This is a genomic window from Thalassobacillus sp. C254 (assembly GCF_001310615.1).
The window spans coordinates 56,479-68,664 of record NZ_BAXQ01000019.1 but is presented as its reverse complement, the minus strand read 5'-3'; the positions used below and the strand labels follow the sequence as shown (position 1 = coordinate 68,664).

The window sequence follows — 12,186 nt, the reverse complement described above, 5'->3', positions numbered from 1 at the left end:
TTGACAGCCGGTTGAACGCAGGAAACCACTGAATGCTTCATCCGGTATGGTTTCCACGAGATCATTGACGGCAAAAGTAACATCATTTTCCTGGAGTTTATAAGAAAGGTCCATCGGCAAAACAACTTGATTCATGTTATAATCTTTAAACATAAGGATACCTCCGATTCTGTTAGGTTGTGGTGATTTAACTTTATCAGAAGGTATCCTTTTTGTGTACATATACGTTGATTGTTCAAACATCACGAGACGCCTGCGGGAAAAGCAAGAGCTGCAGATCCGCCGGGGCGGTTTCACCATGCTAGCTGAAGCCTTGCCCGCGGCAAGCGAGTGTATTTTTAACAATCAACCAACAGAATTATAATATAAGTAAGGGCCCTCACCGACGGTGAAGGCCCTTCTATCTAGCTGAGTTTTGTCCCAGCCTCTTTGTTCTACTCATGAAAAAGTCTTTATACACAAAAAACCCTGTAAAGGGGTCAGCCAGAGGCCCAAAGTGTTCTATAAGCCATGTTTTGTCCCTTTGTGCTCCTACGGTTTATCACCTTGCACTCAGGGGCAACCATCTATCTGCAAAAGGAAATGCTTTTCCTTTGCCCTTCCCTTTAGTTTAATTCCTGCAGGAAGGCGCCCCTACCATAATTTTGGGTTTCTCGCTCGCGGGGTTTACCTCGTTCCACTCTTCCCATTTCTGGCAAGACTCCGTCACTGTGGCACTTTCAGGATATTCACACCTTATTCATTTTCAAGAACGTAGGTGTTTTCTCCGCCGTCAGTTCAGCTAACAGCCAAACTGCCCTGACTTATTGTTTGGTCAGGCACGAACACTACAGCCGTCTCAGGCTGTGCGAGCATGGACTTTCCTCTGCGCAAATTACGCAGCGATTGCCCGAACACTTTGAGCATCATTTTTTGTGACAGATATAAATATAACATATCCTAAAAAACAAAACAAGAGAAACCGATCATTTGTTTCCCTTGGATTTGCTTACCGCTTCTTTTGATAATTGATCGGCTGCTTTGTTCTTTGTCGATGGTATCCATTTGACAAAACATAAATCCAGCTGATCGCTCAATTGTAATGCTTCTTCAAGTAAGTCGCGGTATTCGCTTTTTTTAGTGTATCTTTTTTCGAATGACTCATCCACAAGCTTTGAGTCAGTTGAAAACGAAACAACATGCCACTGATTAGCGACACAAAGCTTTAATCCTTCAATAAGGGCATAAAACTCGGCTTCGTGATTCGTTGCCTGGCCTAGTGGGATACTGTAGCGTTCCACCTCGCCATCGTTTTTTTTAACAAAGACACCTGCACCGGCAGGGCCAGGGTTACCGGCGCTCGCACCATCAATAAAAAGCTTGATCAAAGAAAGTGTATCCTCCTTACAGCCTTCTCATTCCTCATTACATGTTCTTCTCCCGCCAGGAGTTTCCTGAAAGCCCCTGCGGAGCAAAAGAAACAGGATAATCATGAAAGTATGGAATAGAAGCCCTTGTCTTTTTTATTAATGAAAGATCCATATCAGCGTACAAAATCGTTTCTTGTGCTTCTTGTGCTTTGACGAGAATGGAGCCGTCAGGAGCAGCAGCTTGTGACAAACCGCACGCTCCTTCCCCTATCCGGTTCACTCCAGCCACAAAGCAAAGGTTATCCAGAGCCCTGCAAGGAATCTGTATTTCCCACCTTTTCTTTCCTTCCTGGCTCCATACAGAGGGGCAGATAATAAGCTCTGCTCCTTGTAAAGCAGCAGCTCTTGCTGGTTCGGGAAACTCTAAGTCATAACAAATTAGTAAAGCTATTTTTCCAAACCTTGTATCAAAGGGAGTGAAGTTCCCGAAACCTGCTTTAAAGATATCTTTTTCCTTTCCCCAGAGCATCGTCTTTTGGATTGAGAAAAGTTGCTTCATTTTCCCGTCAATAAAAGAGCTCGTTATGTACAAACCGCTTTCTTGCTGCTCGGGATAAGAAATAACGAGTCCTGCATCCACTTCCCTGCTTTTCACTGCCAGTTTATCCAGGGCATCAGAGATTCTTTCCGGGAGAGCTGCTCTGGAAAACTCATCTTGAGATAAATGATACCCGCTTAACACGAGTTCAGGAAAAAGGATAAGGTCAGCCCCTGCTGAGGCTGCCTCCTCTATAAATTGAATGCATGTCCTTACATTTTCCTCCACTTCTCCTGGCTGCACATTCATCTGCACCATGGCAGTAGAAAGAAGCTTATTCATATAACTTTTTGCCAAACACTTCTTTCTCCAGGTTTGACAACCGTTTTAAAATATCATAATTCGTGCTTCCGGTAGTCTGAGCTGGCTCTTGTTTTGCTTGTTGTACAGGCCCTTCTGAAACTGGCTGCTTTTTAAACTTACTTACTTCTTTTTCAAGCTCATCAATTCTTTCCTGGAAAGCTTCATAATCCTGGATAATGGTATCTAAATATTGATCAACTTCATCTTTGTTGTAACCTTTCATGCTTGTTTTGAATTCTTTATCTAAAATATCTTTTGCGCTTAATTTAATCGGCTGCATATCGTTTCCCCCGCCCCTGTTTTAATCATAAAACGTTCACTTTATATTTTTTCAAAAGAATGAAAAAAAGTCAATTTGCTCTTTCCCTATCTTTCACATTATATCTTTATTCCCAATAATCACGTAGTCTTTCATCTTCTTCCTCCACCGTTTGCTGGAGGTCATCAGGCGTAATCAAGTAAATGGGATATTCCTTATGAGCAGCTTTGATTTCAGCCGCCTTTAAGTAAAAGGAAGGCGTACCAGGCTGTTCTTCATGATAGAGGAGTAAAAGGCCGTCTGTTTTTGTAATAATAAAGTCATTTTTGGCTTTTAACTGGGCCGGACCCTCATATTCTTTTTTAGAGATGACGTCAACAAAATCAGCTTCTTCCAATAAAAGCTGGTACTGTTCTTGCTGATGCTCATTCCATATCTGCTCCTGGTTATAAAAAGGAGCCAGAATGGCCAGTTTAATATGCGAGTACTCCCTTTTCAGCTCACTCACCACTTCTCCTGCCCACAGCTCAACTCCCGGCTGTCCTGATATAACTACCCATGTCAGTCCTTCCTCAATGAAAGAGATGAGTTTCCCTTCAATAGTCTTTTTTATATAATGAATTTCTTTTGCATCCTGCTTAAAAAATACCTAATTCATGAGGCTTGTAACCACTTACAGCTAAAACGTCCATCCTTCTCCTCCTGAGCTTGTCTACAAAGTAAAGGAAACATAACCGGCATAGAAATAAATTATGCCGGCTTGTTGGTATGACTTAAAAAAACTTTGGCCTATTATGGCATTTAGGTCCAGGCATATGGGCTCCAGCTACCTGTGGTCCCATTGGTCCTTTTTTCCCTGGCATATGGGCGCCAGCTACCTGTGGTCCCATTGGTCCTTTTTTTCCAGGCATGTGGGCTCCAGCTACCTGTGGTCCCATCATCTGGTCCTGGCATATGGGCTCCGGCTACTTGCGGTCCCATCATCCCTGGCCCTGGCATATGGCTCCGGCTACTTGAGGGCCAGGCGCACCTGGTCCGGCAACAAAATGCTGATGAGTAATTTGATCTACCGCAGATTCACTATGCGGGAACGAATGAAGATGCTTATAGTTATGATGCGTTACATTCGTCGTGTGGCTTGGGTGCACTTCTGGAACAATATACTCACAGCAATGATGTTTTACGTGACACTTAGTTGGATGCATAACAGTCGGCAAAACTTTTGGTCTTGGTCTGTGGTGTCTTCCAAACATGTTCATTGACCTCCTATATCAAGTTACTATCAACCTATGTAGGAGCCGGTGAACTTGTACTAGGGAATTCACCTATTTTCAACACTTTCTTCATTCGGCGAGCGACAAAAACTACGTTTTTCCCTAAAAATTGACTTTTCTTTGTCAATTAAAGAATGATTAAAGGGAAATAACACTTTTTTTGCGCTTACCCGGGAAATATCAAGGGGCTTGCCTCCAAAATATTTCCTTGCTATCCCTTTTTTATTTTTCCTTCAAGCCTGTTGATCCGTTTCGTAAATTCCTCTTTATTGCCCAGTGCCTTATGACTTTTTACGATTCGCTGTCTTTCCTTCCAATATTCAAGGGAGCGCCAGGTATAATAAAGAGCCTTTTCATAGTCTTTTCTGCTATGCTCGTAAATTTTTGCAAGCTCTAAAGAGGCTTCTGAGACAAAGAGCCCTTTACGGTCCTCTACCTTGTGGAAATAATACACGGCGTTTTCCAGGTCTTTTTTCTTTTTATAAAGCTTTCCAAGGTAATATAAAGCTTCAGCATTTTCGCCTTTGCTGAATTTTTCTGCTTTATGGAAGCATTGTATGGCGTGGTCGATATTTCCGGTACTCTCATGCCAGCGTCCAACTTCCAAAGCCTCACGTTGATCCGATCCCTTGCTGATTATTCGCTTGGAAATATCAATATACAGAGATATTAAAGATAAAACATCCCACTCATTGTGAGTCAGGATTCCTTTTATAATCTCTGGGTTCCCTTCTTGTAAATAATCAAAATACAGCATTGGAGCAAGGTATCCAGGAGTATCATCCAGCCTTTTGAATTGCAGGATTTCTTTTTCAACCTGAGACAGCTTACATGATTCGAGAGTATGCTTAAAAAGCCTCCTCGCTCCATGTAAAAGATCATAATGTCCAAAAGAAGGCAGCTTTGGAACCTCATTTCTGACAAATGTATGTCTCGTTTTAACTTGAGGCCAGTCAAAGGACTTGCCATTATAGGTAACCAGATGATCTAACGAGGATACTTCACTCAGGAACGTATGGTACAAAGCAACCTCCGCTTCCGGTCCGGGGAGAAAATATTGTTTGACTATGACCTGGTCCTTTTGGACGCATGCTGTCCCTAAAAGAAAGATAGTATTTCCCGCTCCTCCGCTTAAGCCTGTCGTTTCCGTATCAAAAAATAACAGCTCTTCAGGATTCATAAAAGAAGGATTTATAGGGTGCTCACATGCTGTCGTCTTCCACTGCTGAAAACATCATACAATTCTTTAAACTGATATTTCCATGGAAATGAGACAACGGATAGACGACCTTCCGTAACAGCATGTATTCTCCATCCAAAAAACGAGGATACGTATCAAATCTCTCCCATATTTCCCGGTGAGAGACTTCCTTTTTTTCCTTATCCTCCTTGTCGGTTTCTTCACGAGAGAAAACAGATCGCTGGTTATCTTTGCTACTTATTTCTTTGGCACCAAGATGAGATTGCATTCTTTTCAACTTGTTTTTAAGACCCATTGATGCCCTCCTTGAGCAGTAAATTCAGTAAACGAAGAGTGAAATTCTTGGAATCTTCCCCAAGGTTTAAATCTGAGCCCACACAGGATGGCACCCGCTTTCACAAGGACAGGCCTTAATCAGCACCCTGCATTCTTTAAGAATCGTGTCAAAATCCTTATATACCTGGTCAGACAAACCAATACCTCCAGGATAACGGTCATATAAAAAAATGGTTGGAAGCTCTGAATGAGTAGCTTTCATTTGAGGAACAACATGCAGGTCACTTTGGTCGCACATGACATGTACAGGAGCAACGTGCCTTAATACATTTGCTGTCCCCATCAGCCCCTGTTCCAAAGGTTCCCTTCCAAATATTTCCAAAACATCTTTTGAAAAGCTTATCCAGCAGGAACTGGTATGAAGCTCCTCCTCAGGCAGATGAATGGGACCCGAACCAATATTTTCAAAGGTAGAAAGCTTAATTTTCTTAAAAATGGTAGCTTTGGCGTTCACCATCACATCTCCAAATCCGCTTTCAAAAGAAGGAGAGAGGGAGTTTTTATCCATTTCCAGCACCTTGAGCTCAACAGCTAAATTTGCGTCTGTATAATACTCAACCTGTACTTCTCTAACATAAGCTTTCTTTTCTTCCCAGTCTAATTCTTCTACTTGGTATTGAATCCCTTGATGAAGATAAATGGCTTCATCATGGAGAAGAGTCATTGCGCTGAAACGATCCATTTCCCCAATCACTTTCACATTTGCCACATCAGACTGATCAATAATAATGACGTTTTCCTGGGAAGCTGAGCGAAGACTGATTCCGTGAGCCGGAAAAGTGTCATTCATCCAGTACCATTTCTTACCCCGGTGGTGAAGGACCTGCTCTTCTTCCAAGTATTCAAGAACCTCTTCAATTTCCACGCCATCGAAGGTTTCTCCTTCCTGAAAAGGAAGCTCAAAAGCCCCGCATTTCAAGTGGTCTACCAATATAACAAGGTTATCTGGGTGAATGCGGGCGCTCTCAGGACTTTTTTCAAAAAAGTAATCAGGATGCTGAAGAATGTATTGATCCATCGGCGTGGAACTTCCCACAAGCAGAATCAAAGATTCATCCTTCCGTCTGCCTGCTCGGCCTGCCTGCTGCCAGGCACTGGCAATGGTTCCCGGGTATCCAGTCATGATACAAACTTGAAGCTGGCCAATATCGACACCTAGTTCCAGGGCGTTCGTACTCACTACACCCATAATTTCTCCCTGGCGAAGACCATGTTCGATTTCCCGCCTTTGTTTCGGCAGGTAACCTCCTCTGTAGCCACGGATCGTTTTCGGTCCCAGCTGCTTTTTCACCAGCTCCTGGAGATGACTTAAAATAATTTCCACTCTAACCCTGCTTTTGGCAAACACAATCGTTTGAATTTTTTCTTTTAAAACATGGCTGCCAGCCTGTTCACTTCAGAAGTAGCACCTTTGCGAAGATTAAGAGCTTCGTTGACTACGGGGGGATTGTAAAAAACGAAGTGTTTTTTTCCCCTTGGCGCTCCATTATTATCTATAAGAGCCGTCGGTTTTCCAGTTAATGTTTCAGCAAGCTCCTTTGGGTTGGAAATGGTTGCGGACGTACTGATAAATACAGGATCGCTGCCATAGTAGTTCGCAATTCTCTTTAAGCGTCGAATGACATTTGCTACGTGACTTCCAAACACTCCTCTGTACGTATGAAGTTCATCGATCACAATGTACTTCAGGTTCTCAAATAAAGATACCCACTTTGTGTGGTGAGGAAGCATCGCTGAATGAAGCATATCAGGATTGGTAATGACGACATGGCCGGCTTTTCTTACAATCTGGCGGATATTGGGGGCCGTATCACCATCATAGGTATAGCTTTTTATTTGTACGCCCATTTCATCAATGATCTCATTAATTTCACTCTTTTGATCCTGGGCAAGTGCTTTTGTTGGAAAAATATATAACGCCCGGTTGTCTTCATTGTCAAGAATCGATTGAAGCACAGGAAGATTGTAGCACAGCGTTTTTCCTGAAGCTGTCGGAGTCACCGCCACAAAATTTTCACCTTCTGTTACCGCTTTGTCATAGGCTGATTTTTGATGAGTATATAGCTGGGTAATTCCTCTGTTTACCAGCGCTTTTTTTAACCTTGAATCAATGGTTTGGGGAAAATCTTCCGTTTGGGCCGGAGTTTCATCAATCGTATGCCAGTAGGCAATGTTTTCACTAATTTCTTTTGTCTGTTTCATATATGTGATTAATTCACGTAATGTTTGTTTTCTCATATACCGCTCACCTCTAATGCTTTTATTGTAGCGAATATATGTTTGACTTTCTATGAAAAAAGAAAAAATCTTAATCTATCGATCTTTTTCTATATTGATTCTCTAAAACAAAAAAAGCCGCCAATCTCAGCATTTCCACTAAGAACAGCGTCTTTTTATGATGGGTTTCTAGTTTTGTTCATTGCAGTCTTCATTCTAATCGTTCTTGGACCTTTCTCTTTTTCTAGAGAAAGCTGTTTTAATCCTATTCTTTCTTCATAAAGAGTAAGTAATTCTTGATTGTTCAGCCGAATGAGCAGGTCACGGGGGATGCCGCAAAAGATCTCAAGGGAAGAAACCATATCTTCACGCTGGATCGTTTTCACCTTTTCGCCTCCTATGAAAATTATTCTTCCTGTCTCATTCTACTCCTCTAAACAACAGAATATTCTGATATTTGTAAGCGGGATTGTCCTAAGGAGCGGCACGCCTCCAACCCCTTAGGAAATACCATATTAATCTTTGGTAATCATCTTGATTCCTTCTTCCACAGAAGTTATTGGTTGTTTACAGACAAAGTCTTCACAAACATACAACGTGGGCTTTTCATTGTCAGGTTCAAAATTCCGAATAAAGGGGACAACTTCCCCTAAAGGCTCTTTTTGTCCTACGATATGAAAGGTAGATTCAGGATGATAATTTTGCTGAAGCTCTTTAATTAATGGCTCATAGTCCTCTTTTCTTTCCCCGGTAAAAAGTACTATTTCCTTCATGGGCATCCTAGGAAGGAGAACGCTTATCATAAAGTAAGCATGACCGGCTGGGTACCTTGCCAGGGATGGGGCGAAACTTTCCTGAAGCTCACTTACAATTTTCTCGTAAGTTGTTTCCCCGGTCAGTCTGGCAAGCCTGAGGAATTGTACTGCTGCTACGCTTCCACCTGCCGGCATTGCTCCATCATACATTTCTTTAGGGTTTACAAGAAGATGTTCCTGGTCTTTTCCATAAAAGAAAAAACCACCGTTTTCAGCATCCCAGAATAATTCAATCATATCATCCGCAAGCTGTTTGCTTTTGGCCAGCCATTGAAGCTGCTGGTTGATTCATACAGTTCAATATACCCCCATAGTAGATTAGCGTAGTCTTCGATAAAACCAAGATTAGCTGTCTCGCCGTCTTTATAGCGAACCTTCAGACGACCATCTTCAAATAAATTCTCATCAAGAAAGACAGCAGCTTCCTGAGCTGACTTTGTATATTTACTTTCTCCAAAAACACGTCCAGCTTTCGCCAAGGCTGCAATGATCAGACCGTTCCAGGAGGTCAGTATCTTCTCATCTTTGTGGGGACGCACTCTTTTGTTCCGGTGTTCAAAGAGAGTTTTTCGAGCTATTTTCAGTCTTTCATTTACTTCCTCTTTACTGATGTTATATTCATCTGATAGATACTGAGGATCGAAGCGAAGACTGTTAGGAATCGACTTCCCTTCAAAATTCCCTTCCTCTGTTATATCATATGCTTTACAAAACAGTTTCCCCTCTTCCGCCCCTAGTACGTCTGTCACTTCCTTTGGCGTCCAGACGTAAAATTTTCCTTCCACTCCTTCAGAATCCGCATCTTCTGCCGAATGAAACGCTCCTTCATTTCCTTTCATGTCCCTTAGGACATAAGAAAGAATATCTTCGGCAGCTTCTTTGAAAAGCTCTTGTTTATTCAATTGCCATGTTTCAATATAAGCAGAGGCAAGAAGAGCGTTATCATAAAGCATTTTTTCAAAATGTGGGACAAGCCACTTTTCATCAACAGAGTAACGGGAAAATCCTCCGCCTAAGTGATCATGTATGCCCCCCCTGTAAATGTTTTCTAAAGTTTTTTCTGTCATTTCAAGGGCTTTTTTCTCTCCTGATTGTTTGTAATACATTAGTAAATAGAAGAAGTTCTGTGGAGATGGAAACTTAGGAGGAGCTGAAAACCCGCCATTTACAGGATCATACTTGCTTTCTAGCTGCCTGTAAGCATTATGAATAACACTTTCTGGAACTGTTGCTTTGCGAAGGGTTTCCTGGTTTTTTTGAAGGTCTTCTACTGCCTGTTTCCCGATTCGATTCACTTTTCCAGGATTGTTTTTGAAGATATCCGAAAGTTGTGTAATGACATCAATGAATCCTGGCCGTCCGTACCTTGATTCTTTGGGGAAATAAGTACCTGCGTAAAAAGGTGTCTGATCTGGATTCAAAAAGACATTTAGCGGCCAGCCTCCACGTCCTGCCATGGATTGACATACACTCATGTATATTGAATCAAGGTCGGGTCGTTCTTCACGATCCACCTTAATTGAGATAAAATGATCATTTAACAGTGCTGCCAACGCTTCATCTTCAAAACTCTCACGCTCCATAACATGACACCAATGGCATGTTGAATATCCTATACTTAAGAACACTGGTTTGTTTTCTTTCTTTGCTTTTTCAAAAGCTTCCTCGCCCCACGGATACCAGTCCACAGGATTGTAGGCATGCTGCTGTAAATAAGGGGATTTCTCATGGATCAGGCGATTCGGTGTTTTGTTTTCGCTGTTTTTATTCATACTTACCTCCCGATGTCTTCATAGTTTAATTTTCTTTACCCTTGGCTTGACCCTTTTTAAAACAAAAAAAGAGCCACTGAATTAAGACAGCGGCTTAAATCTTCCCTCCATTTCATGTAAGGCTTAATTTCTAGATTTATTACATCAAGAACTATTTCTTCCCTTCCCTTATTTCTTTTTCCGGCTCACTCTTTTAAAATACATAATCCGTTTATATTGCGTTTTATCTTTTAAGCTTCGAAAGCCCCCTAATAAAGGCCAGCGATTCAATTCAAAGATATAAAGGTTACCTTTTGGATCGATGCCAATATCGACCCCAAAAATTCTTTGACCGGGAAAGGAGGTCCCTAACGTCTTAGCCGCTTCGAGAGAAAGACGTTTAACCTCCATAATTTTTGCGCTTTTGTTTTTTATATTTATCTGAGAAAGAGCCCTATCAACTGACAGAACCCTCCCATTGTTTTTTCTATTGGTAACTTTAAACCCCCGGCCGGCCTGGCGCACAATTATTCCGTTAACGACCCAGGGATCCTTTCTGCATTTTCTTTGGACAATAATTCGAAAATCGAAACGGCGTTTTTTTATTTTAGCTAGACTTATTTCCTGCTGGATGATGAACCTTTTTTTCTTTGATGCTTTCCGGATATATCGGTATGTGGAGTTTCTATTTGAAAAGACTTTATATTTTTTATTTAAATGAACATAATACTTTCCGTTACGGTTGGTCACAAAATATATTCTTTTTCCTTGCTTTCCATTGTTAGGTTTAATGACAACAGTTTTGTACTTTTTTTACCATATGCTGAAAATTTTTTTGAATTAAACATTCTGGTTTCAGGAAGAGAAGAGCGAGGCTTTTATTTTTTCTCATTGCTCTATACATTTCATATTTATTTCTCCCTTTTAAACGAACGGCCATATTGTTTCCAACCCTTCCTTTCTTTAAAATTAGTTATTCATTTATTTCTCTTCTTTAAACCTTTTCATTCTTCTTGATTGACGTGGAGAAAACCCTTTATATGAAGGATTACGGTTAATTTCAAAGATTTGGAGTGAACCATCTTCTTTAATGCCAATATCAATGCCATAGATTCTTTTTTTAGGATAATACGAGTTCAGGGATTCAGCTGACCTTATGGATACTTGTTTCAATTTCCTTAAAAGATCTTCATGCATATAGTCAGGAAAGCTGCTCCTTTGCATAGCTTCTTTAAAAGTGAAAACACTTCCGCCTTTACTGGCATTGGTTACTTTTCTCCCGGCACCAGCGACTCTTACTTTATAAGCTGTCGCTACCCACGGAGAACGAAGAGTTTTTCTTTGGATGATTACCCTCACATCAAAAGGCCTGTTATGAATCTTTGCTAAGTTAATCCGTTTTTGAATAATGTAAGGCCTTTTGCCTATTCTTTTTCTCATAAACTCATAAACAAGGTCACTGGTAGAAAAATAGCGTTTCTTCCTGTACAACTGGACCACAATCTTCTTTTTATATTCTGTAACAAAATATATATTCCGAGCTTGCAAACCATCATTTGGCTTTATAACTATTTGCTTATATTTGATAACATGTTTTGAAAATTATTTCTGTTCCACCGTTTTGTAAATACTAGATAGGGTCTCACCTGCTTTGCTTTTTTCAGAGCCAAATACAATTCCCATTTATTTCTCCCCCTTATTTTCTTCAATGCTTACCCGTCCTTTCCTATAGCTCTCCTTACAAGTCCTTTTTTAGTGTATTGGTAAGAAGAAGGAAAAGGCAGGGTATTTGAACACGGTATATGATTCATTTTACCTTTCTCTTTACTCCCACCATTAAAACTCAGGCACAACCTGACCCACCCCCACTGTTCTCAGTAATCTTCCAACAAGTCAGCTATTAAACAGGAAATAAATAACTATATTTATCAAAGTAATCGTTTAGCCGGTTCAAATCTTGTTTGCCTTTCATTTACTATGTTAGAACTTCCAAGGGAGGTGAATTTCATGGGACTTCGCAAAGGTAAAAAGAAAAAGTAAAAGTAAAATGCATATAACTGAGAGGATATGAGCCAATTGCCTT

10 protein-coding genes, 1 other RNA gene and 4 pseudogenes are annotated in these 12,186 nt (G+C 40.9%); 1 reads left to right on the top strand and 14 read right to left on the bottom strand.

Annotated elements, in window-relative coordinates; genetic code table 11:
- Positions 1 to 214: 214 nt before the first annotated feature.
- Positions 215 to 364 carry a hypothetical protein gene (locus JCM19033_RS23700; protein WP_157049935.1) on the top strand — a complete coding sequence of 50 codons (150 nt, stop codon included), beginning with the start codon at positions 215 to 217 and terminating at the stop codon, positions 362 to 364.
- 135 nt (positions 365 to 499) lie between these two features.
- On the opposite strand, the gene rnpB is transcribed toward JCM19033_RS23700, so the two are convergent.
- The 14 genes and pseudogenes from rnpB to JCM19033_RS16000 form a co-directional block, all read right to left on the bottom strand.
- An RNA gene (gene rnpB / locus JCM19033_RS22545) (RNase P RNA component class B) lies at positions 500 to 897 on the bottom strand.
- 68 nt (positions 898 to 965) lie between these two features.
- Positions 966 to 1,367, bottom strand: coding sequence for a reverse transcriptase-like protein (locus JCM19033_RS16055; protein ID WP_054637046.1), 402 nt, complete (start codon positions 1,365 to 1,367; stop codon positions 966 to 968).
- A 37-nt stretch (positions 1,368 to 1,404) separates the two neighbouring features.
- On the bottom strand, positions 1,405 to 2,244 hold the full coding sequence (locus JCM19033_RS16050; RefSeq protein WP_054637045.1) for a carbon-nitrogen hydrolase family protein: 840 nt from the start codon (positions 2,242 to 2,244) through the stop codon (positions 1,405 to 1,407).
- Positions 2,222 to 2,530 carry a cell division regulator GpsB gene (gpsB, locus tag JCM19033_RS16045; RefSeq protein ID WP_054637044.1) on the bottom strand — a complete coding sequence of 103 codons (309 nt, stop codon included), beginning with the start codon at positions 2,528 to 2,530 and terminating at the stop codon, positions 2,222 to 2,224. The genes JCM19033_RS16050 and gpsB overlap by 23 nt, the downstream gene beginning before the upstream one ends.
- A gap of 106 nt (positions 2,531 to 2,636) precedes the next feature.
- A pseudogene (locus JCM19033_RS16040) lies at positions 2,637 to 3,201 on the bottom strand (DUF1273 domain-containing protein).
- A gap of 81 nt (positions 3,202 to 3,282) precedes the next feature.
- Positions 3,283 to 3,420, bottom strand: a complete 138-nt coding sequence (locus tag JCM19033_RS23695) for a hypothetical protein (RefSeq protein ID WP_157049934.1) — start codon at positions 3,418 to 3,420, stop codon at positions 3,283 to 3,285.
- 69 nt (positions 3,421 to 3,489) lie between these two features.
- The gene (locus JCM19033_RS16035) at positions 3,490 to 3,762 is read right to left on the bottom strand and encodes a spore coat protein (RefSeq protein ID WP_054637043.1); all 273 of its coding nucleotides are present in this window, start codon (positions 3,760 to 3,762) and stop codon (positions 3,490 to 3,492) included.
- 232 nt (positions 3,763 to 3,994) lie between these two features.
- Positions 3,995 to 4,963: a ribonuclease H-like domain-containing protein gene (locus JCM19033_RS16030; protein WP_054637042.1), complete on the bottom strand. Its 969-nt coding sequence runs from the start codon at positions 4,961 to 4,963 to the stop codon at positions 3,995 to 3,997.
- Between the two features lie 22 nt (positions 4,964 to 4,985).
- The gene (locus JCM19033_RS16025; RefSeq protein WP_054637041.1) at positions 4,986 to 5,279 is read right to left on the bottom strand and encodes a hypothetical protein; all 294 of its coding nucleotides are present in this window, start codon (positions 5,277 to 5,279) and stop codon (positions 4,986 to 4,988) included.
- Positions 5,269 to 7,558: pseudogene (locus tag JCM19033_RS16020) on the bottom strand (DEAD/DEAH box helicase). The gene JCM19033_RS16025 and the pseudogene JCM19033_RS16020 overlap by 11 nt, the downstream one beginning before the upstream one ends.
- A gap of 155 nt (positions 7,559 to 7,713) precedes the next feature.
- Positions 7,714 to 7,923, bottom strand: coding sequence for a hypothetical protein (locus JCM19033_RS16015; RefSeq protein WP_054637040.1), 210 nt, complete (start codon positions 7,921 to 7,923; stop codon positions 7,714 to 7,716).
- Positions 7,924 to 8,052: 129 nt separating this feature from the next.
- Positions 8,053 to 10,124, bottom strand: a pseudogene (locus JCM19033_RS16010) (thioredoxin domain-containing protein).
- A 168-nt stretch (positions 10,125 to 10,292) separates the two neighbouring features.
- A pseudogene (locus tag JCM19033_RS16005) lies at positions 10,293 to 10,904 on the bottom strand (YheC/YheD family protein); the annotation flags it as partial.
- 180 nt (positions 10,905 to 11,084) lie between these two features.
- Entirely contained in the window at positions 11,085 to 11,690 is a 606-nt protein-coding gene (locus JCM19033_RS16000; RefSeq protein ID WP_083465519.1) for a YheC/YheD family protein, read from the bottom strand.
- Positions 11,691 to 12,186: the final 496 nt, after the last annotated feature.

What these genes read in the sequence shown, in the direction of transcription:
- JCM19033_RS16035 (WP_054637043.1), bottom strand. Translation starts at nt 3,762, where the DNA reads ATGTTTGGAAGACACCACAGACCAAGACCAAAAGTTTTGCCGACTGTT.
- JCM19033_RS16030 (WP_054637042.1), bottom strand. Translation starts at nt 4,963, where the DNA reads ATGAATCCTGAAGAGCTGTTATTTTTTGATACGGAAACGACAGGCTTA.
- JCM19033_RS23695 (WP_157049934.1), bottom strand. Translation starts at nt 3,420, where the DNA reads ATGCCTGGAAAAAAAGGACCAATGGGACCACAGGTAGCTGGCGCCCAT.
- JCM19033_RS16025 (WP_054637041.1), bottom strand. Translation starts at nt 5,279, where the DNA reads ATGGGTCTTAAAAACAAGTTGAAAAGAATGCAATCTCATCTTGGTGCC.
- gpsB (WP_054637044.1), bottom strand. Translation starts at nt 2,530, where the DNA reads ATGCAGCCGATTAAATTAAGCGCAAAAGATATTTTAGATAAAGAATTC.